The sequence below is a fragment of the Methylomonas subterranea genome (assembly GCF_024505185.1).
In the GTDB taxonomy this organism is placed as follows: Bacteria; Pseudomonadota; Gammaproteobacteria; order Methylococcales; family Methylomonadaceae; genus Methylomonas; species Methylomonas subterranea.
In genome coordinates, this window is sequence record NZ_JANIBJ010000005.1 from 86780 (window position 1) to 108208 (window position 21429).

Consider the following 21429-nt stretch of genomic DNA (forward strand, 5'->3'; position numbering starts at 1 on the left):
GCCGACGATGAGGGTGGCGGATTGGTGGACGGCTTGTTTCAGGGTGGTCATGGTGTTGTCCTCGGTTTGCGTTTTTGTGTTCGCTTGATTGTTCTTAAAATCGTATGATGTACGCGTTATGAATAATTGTATACTCGTTTTGCGAATTGTCAAATAAAAATACTCAATATGAATACATCTGCTAACAACGTTATCGATCGGCTAGCGCTGATATTTGAAGCCAAAAACGACAGCGACCTCTGTAAATACCTAGGTTTGGCTAGGACAACCTTAAGCACGTGGAGAGGGCGGGACTCCGTGCCTTACGCAATTTGCGTACAGATTGCACAGGAAAAAGGAATTTCATTAGATTGGCTATTGGCGGGAGAAGGCCCCATGTACCGCAACCAAGTCGCCGAAGTGTCGGAGGGGTATACGTTAGATCAGCGCCATACCAACCTACTGGCATTATTCGATGCTGTCACTGACGAACAACAACGGGAAATACTCGCTGCTGCTCAGGAAAAGGAACGCCTGAACCGGCTGGAGGAACAATTGGGGGCGTTAGCTAAAAAGCTGGGTTAAACTGTTCGCATTTGGAACAACGCAGAAAGGAGAAAAGGAATGACCGAGCACCACGACGGCGATGAACCCTGCATGGAGAGCAAGCTATTGGCGCTGCATACCTCCACCGTCTGTTTGGCGCGGGCGCTGGTATTGAGCGGGGCGTTGGACCGGGAGGTTTTCCACTACCAATTGGACGAGGCGCGGCGTTGGCTGGCGCAATTTGATGAGTGTGGGCATAACGTGGCGGCCTTTGACGAACTGCTGACGATGCTGAAGCAGGTGTGACAATGAGTAATATTTATAAGCATCCGACTTGGTGGGATAATAAAAACACTACTCAACCACCGGAGCCGCCAGATATGGAACTGAATGTACGTGTTGCCAAATTGGAAGAAAAAATCAACGGTTTCGACAAGCGTCTCGATCTGGTCGAGAAAGATTTGCGCGAATTAATCAAAAAGGTAGACGGCCACTTACTGATTTTAAGTGGCATGATCATCACCGTGGCTGTTGGCCTGGCCGGATTACTAGCCAAAGGTTTTCACTGGATTTAGCCCGCGTAGGGCCGTAGGAGGAACGAAGTTAAAACATGCGTCCGATTACGCTGTCGCTAATCGGACCTACGGCCCTGACCGCCGCCTTGTTGGAAAGCGGCAAATTTAATGACTTCGTGCGTGATGTACGCGCCGAGGCCAAGCAGACCCCGGCGGCATTAGCCGTATTCGATGCGATCTACGATCACTTGGCGGGCAAAATTGACGCCTGACGCATGAGCTCGGCGGCTTTATCAACCCCGACCACCATTTGCATGGCGAGCCATAGAGCATTCCCCTGCCTATAACAGGCGGTTTCTGGGTATTTCTCGCTGATGTATCGGTATATATCGTAGGCAATGAGCGTTTCTTCGCACCCTCGGGTGACGGCTGGCGTCATGAAGGCTTCGCGGTGTTTGGTTTGAAGGTCTTCCAAATAGTCTTGCATGGTGGTTCTCCTATGATCTAACGGCCCAGCCTTTCGCAGGCATGTATTCATCCCATGCGAAAGGCTTGGCTTGCTGGTTATTGGCCTGCTTTTCAGCATAGGCTTCGGCAATTTCAAAGGCTTTTTGATGCTGCTGTTTTAATGTGTCTTTCCATTGCTGTTCGTTCATTTTGACCTCGCTAAAAAAAGGGGCTCAAAGGCCCTCTGGGTTTGGGCGCTCGATGGCGCTCTAGTTATCCACCCTACGTCATCCGCCGGACCGCATAGCGGCTGGTGATAAACTTGGCACCGTCCGCAAACTCGACCAGCGCCGAATTCATGGTTCCGGTCGCCAGTACCCGGCAGCGGCTGCCGAAACGCTCCGGCAGGTATTTTTTCCGGCGCCACTTATGCGTCACGGCGTTTTTGCCAGCGTTCCGCCAGCCACTCGATGGCGGCGACGATAACCGCGACAACGAATGCCGATCCGCTGAACAGCGGCCTGTTTATAATCGCTTGCATGCCTACCTCCTATCGATTGGCGGCGGATTGTCGCCTTTTGGTAACTTCAACATCGCCCGCCAAACCCGGTTGAAAAGGCGCGGATCGACGGTCACTTTGTGCCATTGGGTGCCGCCGCGCGATTCGTAAAACGCTTTGATGCGCTGGTAGTTTTGTTCGGCGCGGAGTCGCCATTCAGGTTGTTGCGCCGGCACGGCGATTCCATTTTTCAACCATCATGTCCCTGTGCATACTGACCAAGTTGGAATGCGATGCCTGCGAAAACACCAATTCCATCGCAGCGGGACAGGCGGAACACCGAATGACAATCCTGTGACGGTTCCGCCCAATACGTTCGATTTCTTCGCCAACCTCTACGGCGGCACCGCAAAACGGACACGGCAGTAGTTGGGTTGCATCTAGCTTTTTCATGATGCACCCAAATACGCTCCACGCTTACTCTGCACGGGTTTATGCAGCGATACGGCCTTGGCGGCTTGGTAGCCGGCTTCGCTGGCCCGCCTGTCGTTGTTTTGTTTGGCGATGGCGTGGCGGCGGCTATCTTTTTTCAAGCTGTCGCCGAATTGTTTTTCCTTATAGGCTTCAATCGCGGCCTGTTCCTGTTCGCTGCCGGCGAATTCATGCACTTGACGGGCGATGCGGGTTACCCAGGCTTGGCAAAACAAGTCGGCGCGGCGGATTTTGGTTTGCCGTTTGCAGCGCGTGAGGGTGGCGCTGTAGGTTTTGCGGTCCTTCGCCAGTTGGCGGTTAAGCACGGCGAAGGTGTAGGCGGCTAACTCGGGCTTGATGCCCAGGCCGTAAAAGCGAAACTGCGTGGGCGTATTGCAAAATCCCAAGTCGCCATGGCTGCCGCAGCCGAAGGCTTTGGCGATCAGGACGGCCAGTTGCCCCAGGTAAATTGGCGGCTTGTACGGCGAGCCTAGGCCGATCTGTTCTTCATGCACATTGGCTGCCGCCACATCCCCGCTGGTGAGGTTGTACTTTTTCATCAGCGCGTCGGCCTGGCGTTTGGCGGCCGCCGCTTCGCCGGGGTTGTCGCTGGCCGCCAGGGCCAGGCACTTGGCTATTTTGTCGGCAATCTTTTTCAGTTCGGCGGCGGTCACGGCGCAAACCCTCCCGGCATTATTATCCAAATCGTCAAACAGGGCAGCGGCTGAATGGTCAGGCGTTTGTTACCGGGCGACCAGTGCAGCCCTATCCAACAGGAATACGGCCTATATCGCCAGCCGTAGCGCCACGCTTTGAATGGGTTGTCCGGCATGTCGGGTTGCCGTGTGGGTTTTGCGGGTCGGGTATGGCGCATGCTTCCTCCTAATTCTGGCCGCGCATTCTCCGCCGCTCGATTGCCGGCGTCTGCTCCGGAAACGTTTCCAGCGTCGGCAAGCCTCGCGCGCGCGCGTAATCTGCAGTCTCCGACAGGTATTTATTTTTTTTCAGGAGATCGACCTTATGAAACTTCCCCGTTTATCCACTTGGCTGGCCATTGCCGTGGTGCTGTTGTGTTTGACCTTGGTGCTGTTTCCGCAGCAACTCGGCGTTTTACTCTTTAAAGTAACGCTGATCGCCACGGCGGGCGTGGCTGGGTATTACCTGGACCGTTCGCTGTTTCCCTATGCGCGCCCGGATGGGTATTTGGCGGAAACCCCGGTTAACCGCTATGACAACCCGTTACCCAGTGACAAAGAGGCCGATTTTCGGGTTAACGAAGGCTACCACTTGGTGTTTTCCCTGGCGATGATCCGGCGCGCGCTGATCGTGGGTTGCGCCATGCTGGCCGTGGGCTTGGGTGCGTGATGCGCTGGCTGCTACGCATTGCGATTGCAGCCGTGTTGGTGCTGATCGGCTGGGAGGTAAAAGCCCAGCCGGTCTTGCCCCGCGCCGCTGTGCACTATCGCGCGGAGTTAACCCGCATCGCCCATGCCGAATGGGGCCTGGATGCGCCGCTGGCCGCTTTTGCCGCCCAGATACACCAGGAGAGCGGCTGGCGGCCGGATGCGGTGAGCCGGGTGGGCGCCTTGGGCATGTCGCAGTTTATGCCGGCCACGGCGCGTTGGTGGTGCGAGTTGCAGCGCCAACGCGTGCTGGATTGCCAGCCGACCAATCCGGCCTGGGCCATGCGGGCCATGATCGGCTATGACCGGTGGTTGTTGCAGCGCGTGAAAGGCGCTTCCGAGTTCGACCGGCTGTGGGCGGCCTTGCGCAGTTATAACGGCGGCCTGGGACATTGGTTGAACGAGGCCAGAAACGCCGGCAGCTATCAGCGCGCGGAGGTGGACCGCGCTTGCGGATCGGCCCGCCGATCAGTGGTGCATTGCCGGGAAAATCTGGATTACCCCCGGCGCATTCTGTTAACCCTGCAACCTCTCTACGCCGGCTGGGGTGGGGAGGTTACGCCATGACGCCTAACATTCGATCCGGCCAAGACCGGATTTATCTGGCCGGCCCGATGAGCGGCATTGCCGACTTCAATTACCCGGCCTTCAAGCAAGCCGCCGAGCAGCTGCGGGCCAAGGGGTTCCACGTCGAAAACCCGGCCGAGAATCCGCCGCCGGAAAACAACGATTGGTGTCAATACATGCGCATGTCTATTCGGCAGATGCTGACTTGCGACATGGTTGCGCTGTTGCCGGGCTGGTCGCAATCGCGCGGCGCGGCCATCGAACAGGAAGTGGCCGCGCAGTTGGGCATACCGGTACATATGTTTGACGACTTGCTGCAGCGGGAGGCTGTATGAATCCCTTGGCCCTGGCGGCGATGATCGGCTTGGCCGTCGGTTCCGGTGCGGGCTGGTTTGTGACAGATGCGGTGCTCGGCGCCGATATCGCCATGATGCAAGCCGAGCAAGCCGATGCGCTGGCCCAGTCCGAGCAAATGTACCGGCGCGCCCTGGCCGGCGAGCAGGAACGCGGGTTTGTGTTATCGGACCGCTTGGCGCACACCGAATCCCAACTCACTCAACGCACCCTGGAGGTGTCCCGTGCCTTACAAAAAGTTACCACCGGTCGCGCTTGCCTTGATGCTTCCGCTGTGCGCCTGCTCAACGGCGCCGCGCATGACGATGGCGCCATGCCCGAAACCGCCGGCCCATCTGTTGCAGAAAGTGCCGCCATTGCCACCGATACCGACGTCGCCGGCTGGATCGGCGGCGCCCAGTATCACTACGACACCTGCCGAGCCCGGCTCGGTGCCCTAATTGACTTCGAGACAGGAAGACCCGATGACCGAACAGAACAGTAACGAAGCCGCCCTGGCCCAACAAATCGGCCATTTGACCGGTGAAATCCGCGCCATGCATGCGGCGGTAATTGCCAGCATCGAGCATTTACGCGAGGACATGCGCCGGGTCGAAACGTCCAGCAATGCCAGAATCGATAGGTTGGAAGACAAAATGTCCAGCCGGTTTGGCAGCGTAGAGGGCAAGATCGGCGAGTTGCAAACCGAGGACAAGCGCATTATCGAAAAGGTGGCCAAGATCGGCGCCTTGGGCGGCGGTGCCGGCGGCGCGCTGGTAGCCGGGATGGTCGAAATATTGAAACGGATGGGCTAAACATGGCGCACACGCCGGAAACCCGCTCCAACGTTCGCCGCATGTACGTGGAAGGCATGGCGCTGACCGCTGCGGCTGCTTGCGGCAATGTCAGCTACGACACGGCGCGCGAGTGGAAGCGGCTGGGCAAGGAACGCGGCGACGATTGGGACACCGCGCGGGCGGCGTATCGGATCAGCGAGCAAGGCATCGACGAGCTGAACAAGAACATGATCGAGGATTTTGCCCGGCTGGTGTTGACCACGACCCGCGAGCTGGACAACTCGACCATTCCCGCCCACGAGAAAGCCGGCGTGCTGTCGCAGCTGGCCGACGCGCATGCCAAGTTCGCCAAGGCCTTTTCGCGCATCAATCCGCAGTTTAGCGGGCTGAGCGTGGCGCTGGATACGCTGAAAACCGTGGTGGATTTGTTGCAAAAGCGCGATCCGCAAGCCTTGCGAGCCTTGCAGCCGCATATCGATGAGATTGGGGCGGTTTTGGGGAAGCGGTATGGGTGAGGAACTGACGCGCGACGAATTGCTGAATTGCCTGCGGTCGTTTTTTCGCCGTAGACACGGCGCCAAGCAGCGTAACAAAACCGGCCGGGGCAGTTCCGTGTTTTTGCCTGTACACAAAGAATATCGACTGATGGTCCGCCGCTATGTGCAGCGTATTAGGGCATTGGACGGCAATCAAAATAATGTAGGGCGGGTTAGCGATAGCGTAACCCACCAATCCTTTGACAATAACGTGAGGTGTGTATGTCGCCAATCATGAAATATTTTAACTACGAACACCTGCCGGAGCATTTGCAGGAAGTCAGCAAGCCTATTGGCGACTTAGCCAGGCAGATGGATGAAGCATTGCCGGACGGAGCGGAGAAAAGCGCCGGCCTACGCAAGCTGTTAGAGGCTAAAGATTGTCTGGTTCGGGCTAAGTTGGGTTAGGCAGCTGAAATGAAAAGAACAGTTGAAATCCTGCAATGTGACATTTGCGGTCGCGAGTCGAAACGTGATGAAGAACTAAAAAAATGGTTGCAGTGGTCACAAGATCATCCGGTTTTGGATAGGGAGTGGATCGATAGGTGCGCCTGTCCCCATTGTGTTGAAGACATCAAAGTCGCGTTGAGTAACAAAGCCTAGTCATGTCTGACGCCATCGACATCCAAGAAGTCCGCAACTGGCGCGAGTTCGAGAAAGAGCTGGCGGTACTCGGTGAGCAGATTCGTCAGCAGATCGAGCTGGAGTGCGAGGCGTTTGCCACCGATCCGGCGGCGAGCCGCGAGCGGCGGGAACGCGCGTGGCACGACTACGGCTATTTCTGCAAAACCTATTTTCCGCACTACGTCCCCACGCCGCATTTCAGCCAATTTCACCAGTTTATCTTCGAGCGCTTCCCGGCCTGCATCGACAGCAAAACCGACGCCCGCGAGGTGCATCAAGCGCCACGCGGCGAGGCTAAATCGACCTACGAAACCCAGCTCGGTTCGCTGTGGTGCATCGTCACCGGTCGCAAGCACATGATCGGCATCATTATGAATACGGAAGAGCAAGCGGCGGAGATGCTGGAAAGCATCAAGGCGGAGTTGGATACCAATCCGCGGCTGATGATGGACTTTCCGGACGCTTGCGGACGCGGTCGAGTGTGGCAAGCCACAACGGCCATCACCGCCAATAACATCAAGGTCCGCATCGGCGGTACCGGCAAGAAAATCCGGGGCATGAAGCACGGCCCGCACCGGCCCGACCTGATCTTCCTGGACGACTTGGAAAACGACGAGAACGTCAAGGACAAAGGCCAGCGCGATAAGGTGCAGAAGTATGTACTCAGTGCGGTGCTGGGCTTGGCCGGACCGGGCGGCGGCATGGATGTGTTTTGGGTCGGTACCAGCTTGCATTACGACGCGGCGATCAACCGTGTTAGCCGCGCGCCGGGCTGGCGGCGCAAGGTTTTCCGGTCGATTTTGAAATGGCCTGATCGGATGGACCTGTGGGACCAGTGGGAAGCGCTGTACACCCGCAGCGGCGACGACGAAGAAAAGGAACAGTTCGAAGCCGAGGCGCTGGCGTTTTATCAAAAGAACAAAGCCGCGATGGATGCCGGCGCGGTGTGCAGTTGGCCGGACGTGCGGCCGCTGTACCGATTGATGTGCATGCGGGCGATCAATCACGACGCTTTTGGCCAGGAACAGCAAAACGAAGCCGGCAACGACGAGAACGCGCCGTTTAAGGACATTCAGTTTTGGGTCAACCGGCTGTCTGACTGGGTGTTTTTCGGATCGATCGACCCGTCGCTTGGGAAAAAAGGCACGGTCAAAGGCGACCCGTCAGCGATTTTGGTGGGCGGTTTGGATCGTAAAAAGATGGTGCTGGATGTGGTGGAAGCCGATATCGCCCGCCGCGTGCCGGATTTGATCATCAGCCGCGCCATCGATCTGCAGGCTGAATACGGCTGCCTGGCCTGGGCGGTCGAAACCGTGCAGTTTCAGGCGTTTTTGCATAGCGAGTTGATCAAGCGCGCGGCGCTTAAGGGCATTGCGTTTCCCGGCATTCCGGTACAGCCGGATACCGACAAGGCCTTGCGCATTATCAGTCTGCAACCGCACATCAACAACGGGCTGATTCGGCTACACCGCAGCCAGTCCACGCTGATCGAGCAGCTGAAGTTCTGGCCGGAAGCGGACCACGACGACGGCCCGGACGCGCTGGAAATGCTGTGGCAAATCGCCAAACAGTTTGGCGGCGAGTGGGATTACACGCCGGCGGGCAGCAGTCGCGGACAGCGGCGCTCGACCAGTCGGGGCAATAGCGATTATGACGAGGATTGGGATGATGATTGAAATCAGCGACTGGCAACCGATTGAAACAGCCCCAAAAGATGGGACTTTCATTATCGCCGGCGAAAATTTCTGCCGTGTCGATGACAACGATAAAGAGTATCCGCCAGACAAAATGATTGTTCGATGGATAAGAGATGGATGGGTTTGTTTCGGCATGATAGTCCGATCGTTCGAACCCACGCATTGGATGCCATGCCCAAAATTGCCGATTGAGGTTGCCGATGATTAAACAAGCCAAAGCCGCCCTGGCCGCGCTGGCGGGTGTCAGTAAAAAAGGTCTGCAAGTGCTGCAAGCCGGCGCTCGCTCAACGCAAAGCACGCCGATGAATTACAACAGCGTCAATACGCTGGACCCGACCCGGCTGGCGAATGCGTTTGCCCAGGCCGACCAGGGTTATATCACCGATCAGGCCACGCTGTTCGAGCTGGTCGAAGAGCAGGACGCGCATATTTTTTCGGAGCTGGCCAAGCGCCGCCGCGCGGTGACTGGGTTGAATTGGGACTTACATCCGAAAGACGATGCCACCCAGGCGGAGATCGACAGGGCCAAAGAGCTGAAAGACATGCTGTGCCAGATCAAAGGCGTTGACGATTCAGGGCAACGAAAATACCAAAGCTTTTCCGACGTGCTGTTCGATTTAACGGATGCGATAGGCAAAGGTCTGGCGGCACAAGAGATTCAGTGGCGCACCGGCGCGGAATGGGTACCGGCGGCCTTACATTGGGTGCCGCAACGGGAGTTTCAAATCGATATCAAAAGCGGCGAGTTGATGTACCGCAAAAACGGCATGCCGGAGTCGCTACGCGAGTGGGGCTGGGTGATTCACGAGCACCGGGCGAAGTCAGGGTATATCGAGCAGGCGGCGCTGTTCCGTGTGTTGGCCTGGACCTATGCCTACAAAGCCTACAACGTGCGCGATATGCAGCGGTTTTTGGAGGTGTACGGCATGCCGCTGCGCTTGGGTAAGTATCCGGCCGGCATCGGTAAAACCGAGCGCGACCAGTTATTGCGCGCGGTGCGCAATATTGGCAACGACGGCGCCGGCATCGTGCCCAGCACCATGACCATCGATTTTGTCACCCAAACCTCGACCGGCAACGTCACCGATTTTTTGAACGCGATCCAGTATTGGGAGCGCAAGCAATCGATGGCCATCCTGGGCGGGACGTTGACGAGCCAGGCCGACGGCAAGACCAGCACCAATGCGTTGGGAGCGATCCACGACAAGGTGCGGCGCGAAATCATGCTGCACGACGTGCAGCAGATTCAACCGACCGTCAACCGCGATATCGTCCGGCCGATTGTGCTGTTGAACGGGATGTTCCCGGAAGACCGCATGCCGGAATTTTGCTACGACACGTCCGACGAAGTGGACCAAAAGGCGATGGTCGAGGTGTTGGAGAAAGGCGCAGCGTTGGGGATGGAGATCGATGTCGATTGGGCACATCGGGCGTTGCAGATTCCGCGCGCAGGCGATCAGGCAAAGATTTTGACGCCGGCGGGCCGTTCTGCGGCGACGAGTCCGGCCGGGGCGGCGCTGTCCCGCCTGGCGGCGCTGGCCAGGCAACAACAAGACGGCGATATCGTCGGCAATTACAGCCAACAATTGGCTGCGCTGTGCATGCCGCACGAAGAGGCAGCGATTCAGCAGATTGCAGCGGTGGTGGCGGCGGCAGGTTCGTTTGACGATGCGATCGCGGGCATTGAGGCGTTAAATCTGGACAGTAAAGCCTGGGCCGGATCGTTGCAGCTGGGCATGGCGGCGGCGCATTTGGCCGGGCGCGGCGATATCGGTACCGGCGAATGAGTACGGTGCATATCGAGATTAAACAAGCGACCGTCAGGCGCTTCGAGGTTGGCAAGTCTTACGATAACGCAGATCCGTTTAACCTGATTACCACGCTGGATTTTATCGGTCGCGGCGAGGTGCAGATGGGCGGCGACCTGGCGTTTCCGGACGCGCCAATCACTCGCGCCGATTTGCGCGAATTAAAGCGGCAATTGATCGAAGACCATAAGGTTAAGCGCCTGTATTGCTGGCGGACCAAGGGACATAAACCGCCGTATCCTGGTCGGGCCATCCGGGAAGACGGCAATTTGGTGTATTGGGAGATGGTGTTTTGACGACCAATCCCGCGCAACTACCATTTTCAGAGGCCATTGATTTTTTTAAGAACAAAATCAAGCTACCTACTGCCAGTTGGACTGATATTTGGCAAGAACAGCATAGTTACGCAGCGGTAATAGCCGGCGCAAATCAAGATGCATTATTAGAAGACTATTTCAATGCCATGATGACCGCTAAACAGAGCGGCAATGGCTACGATGAGTTTGCAAGCAAATTCGACGATATCGCCCAAAAACACGGATGGACATATAACGGTTCGCCGGGCTGGCGAAGCCGCATTATCTACGATACCAACATTATGCAGGCCTATAACGTTGGACGATATGTGCAAATGATGAAGGTCAAGCACCTGAGGCCATATTGGGAATACGACCATACGTCGATCGAGCACCCGCGTCTGGAGCATAAAGCCTGGGACGGGTTGATTTTGTCTGCCGACGATCCGTGGTGGGATACGCATTACCCCCAAAACGGCTGGTTGTGCCGTTGCCGGGTTAATTCACTGTCACATTATGAGGCCGAACAAGCCTGGCAGGAAAAGGGGAAAACTGGCCCAGATACTGCGCCGCCGATTGAATGGGAAACTAAAACCGTCGGTAAAAGAGGCCCATTTCCGCGAACTGTGCGTGTGCCCAAGGGGATTGATCCTGGGTTTGCGTATAACCCTGGCAAGGCCTATCTGGAACCGCTGACAGTACCGCCGTTGACGGCGCATGGCCACGTTTTAACCCTCCGCAAAAAGCCATGGCCTACGGAATTTAAAGCACCGGAAGCAAGCCCAGCTTCTAAGGTTTCCGCCAATATCCGCATGCCAAAAGGCACCGATCCAGAGGTTGGCGTTGATGAGTTTTTAGGGATTTTTGGTGCCACGCAGGACGAAGGGGCGACGTTTACGGATGCCGTCGGCATGACGATTGCCATTACCAAAGCATTATTCCAAAACGGTAAGGGCGAATTTAAGTGGCTGGCCGATCCTGATAAAGCCGATCGATTTGAAAATATCAATCTATTGGCTATGACGCTACTGGAACCTGATGAAATTTGGCAGAATTGGGAAGAAGACCGCGAGTTTAGCCGGGATAATCCTGATCAACCAAAGCGCTGGCGATTGAAACGCCGCTATTTGCGGGCGTTTGAAATTGAGGAAACCGGCGAGTATGGGATTGTGGCGTTTGAGTGGGGTCGAACTGGCTGGATTGGCTCTACTGCATTTACACCCGACAGGCCAAATCCTGAAAAGCGCCAAGCGTATTTTGATAAGCAACGTATTGGCAGGTTGATTTTTAAACGGAATAAGTAGGCGCTGAATCTGCCCATTCGGCGCCCTGTGGCCGCATTGTGGAGGGGCTGGGCAGAGCCACTCTCGCTGACACCACACCTTTATTATAGGAGCGTTTTAGCATTATGCAATTTGAGATCGAGTTCGACACCAGTCATTTGGAACATATTTTGGAGGCTGCCAGGCGTGAGATTGCGACGCCGGCGGAAATGTTGGGCAGTATCGGCGAATCGTTGTTGCGAGTAAATCGTCGGCGTCATGAGCAAGGTGTAGATCCGGAAGGTAAAGAGTGGAAACCCTTGTCTGAATTGACGCTGGCGGCTGGCAGTCGCAAAGGTGGACCATTGAATAAAACCGGCCGAATGTTGGCAAGTTTTCTGTATCAGATAGATAACGAGACGTTGATTCTGGGGTTTGATGGGCAGCGAGATGCTACGTTGGCAGCATTACATCAAGCCGGTTCCGATCCTTATGTGATCAGGCCAAAAACGAAAAAAGCGCTGGCGTTTGCGGGTATTGTTCGGCAGCGGGTAAATCATCCAGGTTTACCGAAACGGGAGCTGATTGGGTTTCCTGATAGCGATAAGAGTTTGGTTGAAAATGTGGCTATCGATCATCTCACACGGGTTTTAAACCGGGTTCGATGATCGTTTGAAGAGTATTTAATCGGCGTAATCTATGATTTCGCAGTGGATTACAAATCCGGTTAGGTATGGCAGGCCTTTTGGTATGCCGTATTCTTTCTCGGTCATTTTGCTGATCGACCAATTCATCCATTGGTCGACGGCGGCAGGTTTTCAAGCGAAAACCGGGTGAAATTACCCTTATTACGCAGCTAATTTATGCCGATATTCTCGGGATATTTCCTACAATTGAGCCCGATTTTGTCCGGAATTCAAGATTTTTGATGTTTCGGTGAGAATCTAGTGTTTTCGCGGGTTTCCGGGCGAATGTTGGTGATTGTATCTGTCCTGTTTCCACCCTCTCCCTACTGCGGGATAGTCAATAAAAAGGGCCTTGTCAGGCCCTTTTTTCACAAGTGACTGGCAAGACCAGCCTTACTCGCTATCGATATCCTTCATACTTAATCTAACCCGTCCTTGACGGTCTATTTCCAGTACCTTGACTTTAACCATGTCGCCTTCGGACAATTTGTCGCTGACTTTTTCGACCCTTTCTTCCGAAATTTGCGAGATGTGCACCAAGCCGTCCTTGCCGGGCAGGATGGTGACGAAAGCTCCGAAGTCCATCAAACGTACCACTTTGCCTTCGTAGGTCTTACCTACTTCGACTTCGGCGGTAATTTCTTCGATCATGCGTCTGGCTTCTTCGCCGGCGGCTCTGTCGACGGAAGCGACATTGACCACGCCGTCGTCGGTCAAATCGATGCTGGCACCGGTTTGTTCGGTAATGGCACGAATGGTGACGCCGCCCTTGCCGATGACTTCGCGGATTTTAGCCGGATCGATTTTGAAGGTAATGATGCGCGGCGCGAAGTCGGACATTTCGGCGCGGGTGCTTGACAGGGCTTTGTTCATTTCGCCCAGGATATGCAGGCGGCCGTGTTTGGCTTGTTCCAGCGCGACTTTCATAATTTCCGGTGTGATACCGTCGATTTTGATGTCCATTTGTAGTGCGGTGATACCGTTTTCGGAACCGGCCACTTTAAAGTCCATGTCGCCCAAGTGGTCTTCGTCGCCCAGGATGTCGGATAAGACCGCGAACTGGTCGCCTTCCTTGATCAGACCCATGGCGATACCGGCCACCGGCGCTTTCAACGGTACGCCGGCATCCATCAACGCCAGACTGCTACCGCAAACGGAAGCCATCGAGCTGGAGCCGTTGGATTCGGTGATTTCCGAAACGACGCGAATTACATAGGGGAATTCGCCGATAGCCGGTGTGACGGCTTGAACGCCGCGTTTGGCCAGCCTGCCGTGGCCGATTTCGCGGCGCTTCGGCGAACCGGTGCGACCTGTTTCGCCCACGCTGAACGGCGGGAAATTGTAATGAAACAGGAATGTATCTTTATATTCGCCGGCCAATGCGTCGATGATTTGCGCATCGCGCTCGGTACCCAGTGTGGCGACAACCAAGGCCTGGGTTTCGCCGCGGGTGAACAAGGCGGAGCCATGAGTTCTCGGCAAAACGCCGGTGCGGATGGTGATCGGCCTGACCGTGGTCAAATCACGGCCGTCGATACGTTTGCGGTCGTTAAGAATGGCGCCGCGCACGATGTTGTATTCCAGGGTTTCGATGGCGTCACGAATATCGCCTTCTGCGAATTGATCGTCGGCGGTCAGTTTTTCCACCACGGCGCTACGGATGGCGCCTAGTGCGTCTTGTCGGGCCAATTTTTCGGCGATTTGATACGCGGACTTGATTTGGACTTCGGCTTCGGCGGCGACAGCGGTTTTCAAGGCTTCGTTATCCGCCGGCGCTGTCCAGGCCATTGCCGGTGCTCCGGCTGCCGCGGCAAATTCGTTGATGGCGTTGATCGCCACCTGCATTTGTTCGTGGCCGAACAGTACCGCGCCCAGCATTACATCTTCGGGCAGCAAATCGGCTTCGGATTCGACCATCAATACGGCTTTGGATGTGCCGGCAACCATCAGGCGTAAACGCGATTCCTTGAGTTGCGGCAAGGTCGGATTCAGCACGTATTGATCGTTGATATAGCCGATAGTGGCCGCGCCCAGCGGGCCGTTGAACGGCAGTCCCGAAATCGCCAGCGCGGCGGATGCCCCTATGATGGCGGGTGCTTCGGTGTCGATTTCCGGATTCAGGGACAGCACGGTGGCAATGATTTGTACTTCGTTGGTGAAGCCTTCGGGAAACAGCGGACGAATCGGGCGATCGATCAGGCGCGATATCAGTGTTTCGTTTTCGCTCGGGCGGCCTTCGCGTTTGAAAAAACCACCGGGAATCTTGCCGGCGGCAAAGGCTTTTTCCTGGTAGTCAACCGTCAAGGGGAAAAAATCGCCGCCGCTGCTTTCTTTTTTTCCGACCACGGTCACCAGTAACGTGGTGCCCTCGACGTTGATGATCACCGCGCCGTTGGCTTGGCGGGCAATTTCCCCGGTTTCTAACGTGACGAGACGATCGCCGTACTGAAATTCTTTCCTGATAGGATTCACTATAAGGTTCCTTTGTGTTTAAAGGTGGTTTTGAAAATTTGCCATAAAGCGAAAAACGGCACTTTTGGTGCCGTTTTCCCTTAATACTTTACTTACGAATGCCCAAGCGCTCGATCAGCGAACGATAACGGACAACGTCAGTGTCTTTCAGGTAATCCAACAATTTGCGGCGTTGGTTAACCATGCGCAACAAACCACGGCGCGAATGGTTGTCTTTTTTGTTGGCGGCAAAGTGGGGGGTCAACTGATTGATGTTGGCGGTCAATAAAGCAACCTGAACTTCGGTGGAACCTGTGTCGGATTCCGACAAGCGATATTCTTCGACGACTGCTTTCTTTTGTGCTGCGGTTAATGCCATTCTTAATCCCTATCGATTAAATGTTGTTAAAAATAAAGCCATGCATGTTGATGGCGGGTAATCACCGTTCCCACAATAGGGTGCAGGAGCGAATGAATTTTTGGCTGAAGAATCAAGCAACTTGACCGTTCAGGTTAAATATTTTTTTCGGCGCTAGTTTATCATCCAAAAGGATTTCTCCCAACCCCAAAAAGGTTTGTTCGTTATACATGCGCACGGAGCCCGGCGGATGGCCGCCAATTCGGATTTGCCGACCCTGGCGGATATCGACGGCTTGCTGGTCCGACAGGCTGACAGCCGGTAATTGTTGCAAGGGCGCATCCACGGGAATCAGGCATTGCAAGCGTTCCGACTCGGACATGGCCTCCAGTTGCTCTAGGGTGTGGGCGTTTTCCAGCCTAAACATGCCGGCCGCCGTGCGGCGTAATTCGATAACCGTGGCGCAACTGCCCAAGGCGTGGCCCAAATCCTCCGCTAGCGAACGGATATAAGTGCCCTTGGAGCAGTGCACGTCCAACTTGACGGTTTCGCGGTCGTATTCGAGCAGATTCAGTGCGTAAATGGTGATATGTCGGGCTTGCCGCTCGACGGTTTTGCCTTCCCTGGCCAGTTCGTACAGCTTTTTACCCTGATGCTTCAAAGCCGAATACATCGGCGGCACTTGGGCGATGGGGCCGGTAAAGCGTTGCAGGCAGCTTAGTAAATCGGCCGAGGAAAAAACCGGAATCGGCATTTGCTTGACGATGGCGCCTTCGCTATCGCCGGTGTCGGTCATCAGGCCTAGACGTAGCGTGACTTGATAGCGCTTGTCGTCATCCAGCATCAGCGCGGATACCTTGGTGGCTTCGCCGAAGCACAACGGCAGCAGGCCGCTGGCCATGGGATCCAGGCTGCCGGTATGGCCGGCCTTGTTGGCGTTCAATAAGCGCCTGACTTCCTGTAGGGCCTTGTTCGACGATACGCCCAAACGTTTATCGAGCAGCACGATGCCATGCACATCGCGCCCGGACTTGCGTTTTGCCATCAAGCGTCCCGGTGCGGCGGGTTGTCCGTTTCGCCGGCATCCGCGGATGCGTCGTCATTCACTTCGTGCAGCAATTCGCTGACGCGCATGCCGGTATCGAAGGAATGATCGTAAAGAAAGTGCAACTCGGACATATGTCGCAAGCGCATGCGCTTGGCCAGTTCGTGGCGAATAAACGGCGCAATTTCGTTCAAGGCTTTCACATTGGCCGTTTTACCGGCCTCATCCGCATTCAACACCGTAATGTAAATTTTGGCGACCGCCAAATCCTTGCTTAACACCACCTCGTTGACGGTCACAAAACCCACCCGCCTGTCGTGCACATCGCGTTGCAGGATCAGCGCCAGCTCTTTTTGCATCTGGGACGCAACCCTTTGGCTGCGGCCGAACTCTTTAGGCATGGATTAAATTTCCCGTTTCACTTCGATGCGTTCGAATACTTCGATTTGATCGCCCGGTTTGACATCATTGTAGTTTTTCACGCCAATACCGCACTCCATGCCCATTTTGACTTCGCTGACATCGTCCTTGAAACGGCGCAAGGATTCCAACTGGCCTTCGAAAATCACCACGTTGTCGCGCAGTACCCGGATTGGAAGGTTACGCTTGACGAAACCGTCGGTGACCATACAGCCGGCGATGGCGCCGAATTTGGGCGAACGGAATACGTCGCGCACCTCGGCCAGACCGACGATTTTTTCCTGGATGTCGGGTGCCAGCATGCCGCTGATGGCGCGTTTGACTTCGTCTATGGCTTCGTAAATGATGCTGTAATAATGCAGATCGATGTCTTTTTCTTCGATCAATTTACGCGCCACCGCATCGGCGCGGACATTAAAGCCGATCAAAATTGCGCTGGAAGCCAAGGCCAGATTGGCGTCGCCTTCGTTGATGCCGCCGACACCGCCGTAAATGCATTTAACCTGAACTTCATCCGTCGACAGACCGACCAGCGATTCGCGCAGGGCTTCCAGACTGCCTTGCACGTCGGTTTTAATGACGACGTTCAGAGTAGCGGTTTCGCCGGCGGTCATTCTGGAGAACACGTCGTCCAGCTTGGAAGCATGCGCGGCGGCATGACGGCTGGATTTTTTACGGTCTTCGCGGTGGGCGGCCAATTCGCGGGCCACGCGTTCGTTTTGCACCACCAAAAACTCGTCGCCGGCGTCCGGCGTGCCCGACAGACCCAAGATTTCCACCGGGGCGCTGGGGCCGGCCGATTTGATGGAGTGGGCGTTTTCATCGAACATGGCCCGGATACGGCCGTACTCGTGGCCGCACAAGACAAACTCGCCCTTGCTCAAGGTGCCTTTTTGGATCAGTACGGTGGCAACCGCGCCGCGACCCTTGTCCAGGCGCGATTCGATACAGATGCCGGATGCAATGCCTTCGGCGGGCGCGGTCAATTCCAAGACTTCCGCTTGTACGATCAAGGCTTCGATCAATTCGTCGATGCCAGTACCGACCTTGGCCGACACCCGCAGGAATTGCACGTCGCCGCCCCATTCTTCCGGAACGACATTTAAAGTAGCCAGTTCCTGCATGACCCGATCCGGGTTGGCTTCCGGTTTATCGATTTTGTTCAAGGCCACGATGATGGGCACATTGGCGGCGCGGGCGTGCTCTATGGCTTCCTTGGTTTGCGGCATCACGCCGTCGTCGGCCGCCACTACCACGATCACGATGTCGGTCACTTCGGCGCCTCGGGCCCGCATCGCGGTAAAGGCGGCATGGCCCGGGGTATCGAGGAAGGTTACCGAGCCGTGGTCGGTTTTGACCTGATAAGCGCCGATATGCTGGGTAATGCCGCCCGCCTCGCCGGCAGCGACGCGGGTTTTGCGGATGTAATCCAGCAAGGAGGTTTTACCGTGATCGACGTGGCCCATAATGGTGACGATGGGCGCGCGCGGCAGGGATTTTTGTTCCTCCACGTCGCCCATGACTTCGGCCAGCATTTCCTGTTCGAAGTCGTCCTCGCTTTGCATGATGGCTTTATGTCCCATCTCTTCCACCAGGATGACTGCGGTTTCCTGGTCTATGGCTTGGTTGATGGTACTCATAATGCCGAGTTTCATCAGGTGCTTGATGACTTCGGCGGCCTTGATGTTCATTTTGGCGGCCAAGTCGGAAACGATGATGGTTTCCGGAATGGTGACGTCGAACACGGTCGGGGCGACGGGCTTCTCGAACCTGTGCTTGCCGCCCTGCATTTCGATTTCATGCTCGGGCTTTTCGCGGCGGCCGGGTTTGCTTTTCTTGCCCTTGCCACGGCGCGCGGCATCGCTGGTATCGGCGGCGATGTCGGTTGCGGGGCCGCGAGTCGGCTTGAAATCCTGCTTTTTCTTGTGCAGGGTTTGTTGTTTGGCTTCGGCGGCCTTGCGGACTTTTTCCGCATTGCGCTCGACTGCGGCTTCCAGACGTTGTTTCTTTTCCTGTTCCAGGCGCTCGGCTTCGCTCAATGGTTTCGGCGTGACAGCCTCCTTGGCTGCAACTTCCGGCTTTTTCGCAACCGGTGCGGGCGCGCTTGGGGGGGTGACGGATTCGGTCGCTTCGGCTTGCAAGGTTTCCGTCGCTGGAACGCTTGCGGGCGCGGGTTGGGTCTTTCCGGCCTCGGCTTTTAATTGGGCTTCATGCTGACGGCGCTTTTCCTCGTCGGCGGCTTGGCGGCGCTTTTGCTCTTCCAGGGCCGCCAGGGCTTGCTTGGCCTGCTCTGCTTCTTTCTGGGCGTCGCTGACGCTGGCTTCGCTACGTTTGATGTAGGTCTTTTGTTTCCGCACTTCGACGCTGACCGTTTTGGTGCCGCTGCCGGGGGCGGACGACTGTCTGAGTTCGGTCTTGGTGCTGCGTTTCAGCGTGATACGTTTCGGCGTGCTGTTATCCTGGCTGACATCGGTTTTGCCGTGACGTTTGCGCAAGTGGGCCAGCAATTTGACTTTTTCCTCTTCGCTGATGATGTCGTCGGGATCGGTGGCGCTCAGGCCGGCCTCCTTCAGTTGCTCCAAAAAACGTTCCAAGGGAATGCCGACTACCTCTGCCAATGCCTGTACTGTTTTATCGCTCATTGAATCCTCCTGCCTTAGCCCTTGTCCTCGGCGAACCATGATTCGCGGGCTTTCATAATAAGTTTACCTGCCCGATCTTCATCCATGCCGGTAAATTCGATAATGTCGTCGATAGCCTGTTCGGCCAAGTCGTCCAGCGTGACTATGCCCTTGGCCGCCATTTCGTGCGCCAGTTTGTCGTCCATGCCTTCCATCTCCAGTAATTCCTGGCTGGGTTCGGAGGTTTCGATTTTTTCTTCCGAGGCAATGGCTTTGATCAATAATGCGTCCTTGGCGCGGCTGCGCAAGGCTTCCACCAATTCTTCGTCGAAACCTTCGATTTCCAGCATTTCATCGACCGGAATGTAGGCGATTTCTTCGATGTTGCTCAGGCCCACTTCCACCAAAACATCGGCGATTTCTTCGTCGACGTCCAGCAACTCCATGAATTCTTGTTTGGCCTTGGCGGCGGTTTCGTCCAGATTCTTGTCGACTTGCGAGGCATCCTGGATATTCAACTCCCAGCCGGTCAATTCGGAGGCCAAGCGCACGTTTTGACCGCCGCGGCCGATGGCTTGCGACAAGCTGTCGCTGGTGACCGCTACATCCATGCTGTGCTTGTCTTCGTCGACCACGATGGACTGGATTTCAGCCGGCGACATCGCGTTGATTACAAACTGTGCTTCGTTGGGGTTCCACAAAATGATGTCCACCCGCTCGCCGGCCAACTCGTTGGAAATGGCTTGTACCCTGGAGCCGCGCATGCCGACGCAGGCGCCGACCGGATCCAGGCGAGGATCGTTGGCTTTTACCGCAATCTTGGCGCGCGAACCGGGGTCGCGGGCCGCCGCGATAATGTCGATCAGGCCTTCGCCGACTTCGGGTACTTCCAGTCGGAACAGGGCAATCAACAGCTCGGGCGCCGTGCGGCTGACAAACAGCTGCGGGCCGCGCGGTTCGGAACGGACTTCCTTCAGATAGCCGCGTACCCGGTCGCCCATGCGCACCGGTTCCCTGGGTATCATGTCTTCGCGGGCGATATAGGCTTCCACATGGCCGCCCAAATCCAGGTAAACGCTGCCTTTTTCCAGGCGCTTTACCACGCCGGTAATCAGTTCGCCGACCCTGTCGCGGTAGGCTTCGACGATTTTCCGGCGCTCGGCTTCGCGCACCTTTTGAATGATAACCTGTTTGGCGGTCTGTGCCGCAATGCGGCAAAACGCCACGGATTCGATTTCTTCCTCGACATAGTCCCCTAGCTGTATGTCGGCGTTCTCAATTTGTGCCACTTCCTGCAGAACCTGCCAACTGGGAAACTCCACGTCGCCGTTGATGTCCGGATTGGCGGCCACCACTAGCCAGCGGCGGTAGGTGACATAATCGCCGGTTTGGCGATTGATGGCGACCCGCGCCTTGATGGGGTTTTCGTAACGCTTGACGGTTGCGGCTTCTAGGGCGGACTCAATGGCCTGAAAGATAATTTCCTTGTCTATTTCTTTTTCGTTAGCAAAAACATCCGCTACCAGTAAAATTTCTTTATTTGCCACTACGTCCTCCTTTTTTGAGTAAATATTCCGGCACCAAACGCGCCTTGCTCATTGCATGAAAGGGTACTTTGAGCGTCTGTTCGCCTTCCTGTAATACGACGTTGTCACCGTCGACGGCCAGAATCAGGCCGATGATTTTTCTACGTTTATCGATGGGTTTGAAAAGGCTGACGTTCACTGAGCTGCCTATATATTTTTCGAACTGCTCGAGCTTGAAAAACGGCCTGTCGTCGCCGGGCGACGAGACTTCCAGTTGGTATTCGCCTTGAATCGGATCTTCCACATCTAGCATGCCGCTCAGTTGATGGCTGACCTTGGTGCAATCGTCCAATAAAATACCGTTCTCGCTGTCGATATAAATGCGCAGCATGCCGTGCCGCGGGTGGGGGGTGTATTCTATCCCCACGCATTCGTAACCAAGACCTTCGACAATTGGTTCGATCAATGCCACCAAATGCTCTGGAGCCTGTTTCATTTTTCGTTTCGCCTTTTAAAACCCAAAAAAAAAGAGCCACCGGCTC

At 55.7% G+C, this 21429-nt stretch carries 30 protein-coding genes; 17 read left to right on the plus strand and 13 right to left on the minus strand.

Translation table 11 applies throughout. From position 1 onward, the window contains the following. Positions 1–168: 168 nt before the first annotated feature. The 4 genes from NP590_RS04040 to NP590_RS04055 are packed head-to-tail and all read left to right on the plus strand — an operon-like array spanning position 169 to position 1312. The gene (locus tag NP590_RS04040; protein ID WP_256600953.1) at positions 169–564 is read left to right on the plus strand and encodes a helix-turn-helix transcriptional regulator; all 396 of its coding nucleotides are present in this window, start codon (positions 169–171) and stop codon (positions 562–564) included. Positions 565–603: 39 nt separating this feature from the next. Then, on the plus strand, positions 604–831 hold the full coding sequence (locus NP590_RS04045) for a hypothetical protein (RefSeq protein WP_256600954.1): 228 nt from the start codon (positions 604–606) through the stop codon (positions 829–831). 2 nt (positions 832–833) lie between these two features. Then, positions 834–1100, plus strand: coding sequence for a hypothetical protein (locus NP590_RS04050; protein WP_256600955.1), 267 nt, complete (start codon positions 834–836; stop codon positions 1098–1100). A gap of 35 nt (positions 1101–1135) precedes the next feature. Beyond that, the gene (locus NP590_RS04055; protein WP_256600957.1) at positions 1136–1312 is read left to right on the plus strand and encodes a hypothetical protein; all 177 of its coding nucleotides are present in this window, start codon (positions 1136–1138) and stop codon (positions 1310–1312) included. On the opposite strand, the gene NP590_RS04060 is transcribed toward NP590_RS04055, so the two are convergent. The 6 genes from NP590_RS04060 to NP590_RS04080 all read right to left on the minus strand — a co-directional run bounded on the left by NP590_RS04060 (position 1285) and on the right by NP590_RS04080 (position 3131). Next, on the minus strand, positions 1285–1527 hold the full coding sequence (locus NP590_RS04060; protein ID WP_256600958.1) for a hypothetical protein: 243 nt from the start codon (positions 1525–1527) through the stop codon (positions 1285–1287). The genes NP590_RS04055 and NP590_RS04060 overlap by 28 nt on opposite strands. Positions 1528–1537: 10 nt before the next feature. Next, complete coding sequence (locus tag NP590_RS04065; protein WP_256600960.1) at positions 1538–1696, minus strand: hypothetical protein; 159 nt, start codon at positions 1694–1696, stop codon at positions 1538–1540. A 73-nt stretch (positions 1697–1769) separates the two neighbouring features. Next, positions 1770–1925 (minus strand): hypothetical protein, encoded by a 156-nt coding sequence (locus tag NP590_RS04070; protein WP_256600961.1) that lies wholly within the window; start codon positions 1923–1925, stop codon positions 1770–1772. Positions 1926–2030: 105 nt separating this feature from the next. Beyond that, positions 2031–2240, minus strand: a complete 210-nt coding sequence (locus NP590_RS04075; protein WP_256600962.1) for a hypothetical protein — start codon at positions 2238–2240, stop codon at positions 2031–2033. Further along, complete coding sequence (locus tag NP590_RS20555; protein ID WP_371927234.1) at positions 2203–2439, minus strand: Lar family restriction alleviation protein; 237 nt, start codon at positions 2437–2439, stop codon at positions 2203–2205. Before NP590_RS20555 ends, NP590_RS04075 begins: the two co-directional genes overlap by 38 nt. Next, positions 2436–3131: a DUF2786 domain-containing protein gene (locus tag NP590_RS04080; RefSeq protein ID WP_256600963.1), complete on the minus strand. Its 696-nt coding sequence runs from the start codon at positions 3129–3131 to the stop codon at positions 2436–2438. Before NP590_RS04080 ends, NP590_RS20555 begins: the two co-directional genes overlap by 4 nt. A gap of 346 nt (positions 3132–3477) precedes the next feature. Here NP590_RS04080 and NP590_RS04085 point away from each other — a divergent pair, with 346 nt between their 5' ends. The 13 genes from NP590_RS04085 to NP590_RS04145 all read left to right on the plus strand — a co-directional run bounded on the left by NP590_RS04085 (position 3478) and on the right by NP590_RS04145 (position 12448). Next, positions 3478–3822 carry a putative holin gene (locus NP590_RS04085; RefSeq protein ID WP_256600964.1) on the plus strand — a complete coding sequence of 115 codons (345 nt, stop codon included), beginning with the start codon at positions 3478–3480 and terminating at the stop codon, positions 3820–3822. Further along, positions 3822–4427 carry a transglycosylase SLT domain-containing protein gene (locus tag NP590_RS04090; protein WP_256601021.1) on the plus strand — a complete coding sequence of 202 codons (606 nt, stop codon included), beginning with the start codon at positions 3822–3824 and terminating at the stop codon, positions 4425–4427. The genes NP590_RS04085 and NP590_RS04090 overlap by 1 nt, the downstream gene beginning before the upstream one ends. After that, complete coding sequence (locus NP590_RS04095) at positions 4424–4762, plus strand: DUF4406 domain-containing protein (protein WP_256600965.1); 339 nt, start codon at positions 4424–4426, stop codon at positions 4760–4762. The genes NP590_RS04090 and NP590_RS04095 overlap by 4 nt, the downstream gene beginning before the upstream one ends. Continuing rightward, entirely contained in the window at positions 4759–5265 is a 507-nt protein-coding gene (locus tag NP590_RS04100; RefSeq protein WP_256600966.1) for a hypothetical protein, read from the plus strand. The genes NP590_RS04095 and NP590_RS04100 overlap by 4 nt, the downstream gene beginning before the upstream one ends. Next, entirely contained in the window at positions 5246–5575 is a 330-nt protein-coding gene (locus NP590_RS04105; RefSeq protein WP_256600967.1) for a hypothetical protein, read from the plus strand. Before NP590_RS04100 ends, NP590_RS04105 begins: the two co-directional genes overlap by 20 nt. A gap of 2 nt (positions 5576–5577) precedes the next feature. After that, positions 5578–6072 (plus strand): DUF1804 family protein, encoded by a 495-nt coding sequence (locus tag NP590_RS04110; RefSeq protein ID WP_256600968.1) that lies wholly within the window; start codon positions 5578–5580, stop codon positions 6070–6072. Positions 6073–6315: 243 nt separating this feature from the next. Continuing rightward, positions 6316–6501, plus strand: a complete 186-nt coding sequence (locus tag NP590_RS04115; protein ID WP_256600969.1) for a hypothetical protein — start codon at positions 6316–6318, stop codon at positions 6499–6501. A gap of 197 nt (positions 6502–6698) precedes the next feature. Continuing rightward, a complete protein-coding gene (gene terL, locus NP590_RS04120; RefSeq protein ID WP_256600970.1) occupies positions 6699–8393 on the plus strand; it encodes a phage terminase large subunit in 1695 nt (564 codons plus the stop codon). Further along, a complete protein-coding gene (locus tag NP590_RS04125) occupies positions 8383–8622 on the plus strand; it encodes a hypothetical protein (RefSeq protein ID WP_256600971.1) in 240 nt (79 codons plus the stop codon). The genes terL and NP590_RS04125 overlap by 11 nt, the downstream gene beginning before the upstream one ends. Next, the gene (locus NP590_RS04130; RefSeq protein WP_256600972.1) at positions 8615–10201 is read left to right on the plus strand and encodes a DUF935 domain-containing protein; all 1587 of its coding nucleotides are present in this window, start codon (positions 8615–8617) and stop codon (positions 10199–10201) included. Before NP590_RS04125 ends, NP590_RS04130 begins: the two co-directional genes overlap by 8 nt. After that, on the plus strand, positions 10198–10518 hold the full coding sequence (locus tag NP590_RS04135) for a hypothetical protein (RefSeq protein WP_256600973.1): 321 nt from the start codon (positions 10198–10200) through the stop codon (positions 10516–10518). The genes NP590_RS04130 and NP590_RS04135 overlap by 4 nt, the downstream gene beginning before the upstream one ends. Then, positions 10515–11822: a PBECR2 nuclease fold domain-containing protein gene (locus tag NP590_RS04140; protein ID WP_256600974.1), complete on the plus strand. Its 1308-nt coding sequence runs from the start codon at positions 10515–10517 to the stop codon at positions 11820–11822. The genes NP590_RS04135 and NP590_RS04140 overlap by 4 nt, the downstream gene beginning before the upstream one ends. 104 nt (positions 11823–11926) lie before the next feature. Then, complete coding sequence (locus NP590_RS04145; protein WP_256600975.1) at positions 11927–12448, plus strand: phage virion morphogenesis protein; 522 nt, start codon at positions 11927–11929, stop codon at positions 12446–12448. A 411-nt stretch (positions 12449–12859) separates the two neighbouring features. Here the strand turns inward: NP590_RS04145 and pnp are convergent, their stop codons facing one another. The 7 genes from pnp to rimP form a co-directional block, all read right to left on the minus strand. Continuing rightward, on the minus strand, positions 12860–14938 hold the full coding sequence (gene pnp / locus NP590_RS04150) for a polyribonucleotide nucleotidyltransferase (RefSeq protein ID WP_371927235.1): 2079 nt from the start codon (positions 14936–14938) through the stop codon (positions 12860–12862). Positions 14939–15026: 88 nt separating this feature from the next. Beyond that, on the minus strand, positions 15027–15296 hold the full coding sequence (rpsO, locus tag NP590_RS04155) for a 30S ribosomal protein S15 (protein WP_256600976.1): 270 nt from the start codon (positions 15294–15296) through the stop codon (positions 15027–15029). 112 nt (positions 15297–15408) lie between these two features. Next, on the minus strand, positions 15409–16320 hold the full coding sequence (truB, locus tag NP590_RS04160; RefSeq protein ID WP_256600977.1) for a tRNA pseudouridine(55) synthase TruB: 912 nt from the start codon (positions 16318–16320) through the stop codon (positions 15409–15411). Beyond that, complete coding sequence (rbfA, locus tag NP590_RS04165) at positions 16320–16721, minus strand: 30S ribosome-binding factor RbfA (RefSeq protein WP_256600978.1); 402 nt, start codon at positions 16719–16721, stop codon at positions 16320–16322. Before rbfA ends, truB begins: the two co-directional genes overlap by 1 nt. A 3-nt stretch (positions 16722–16724) precedes the next feature. Next, positions 16725–19382 carry a translation initiation factor IF-2 gene (gene infB / locus NP590_RS04170; RefSeq protein WP_256600979.1) on the minus strand — a complete coding sequence of 886 codons (2658 nt, stop codon included), beginning with the start codon at positions 19380–19382 and terminating at the stop codon, positions 16725–16727. Between the two features lie 14 nt (positions 19383–19396). Continuing rightward, on the minus strand, positions 19397–20908 hold the full coding sequence (gene nusA, locus NP590_RS04175) for a transcription termination factor NusA (RefSeq protein WP_256600980.1): 1512 nt from the start codon (positions 20906–20908) through the stop codon (positions 19397–19399). Then, the gene (rimP, locus tag NP590_RS04180) at positions 20898–21383 is read right to left on the minus strand and encodes a ribosome maturation factor RimP (RefSeq protein WP_256600982.1); all 486 of its coding nucleotides are present in this window, start codon (positions 21381–21383) and stop codon (positions 20898–20900) included. The genes nusA and rimP overlap by 11 nt, the downstream gene beginning before the upstream one ends. Between the last annotated feature and the right edge of the window lie 46 nt (positions 21384–21429).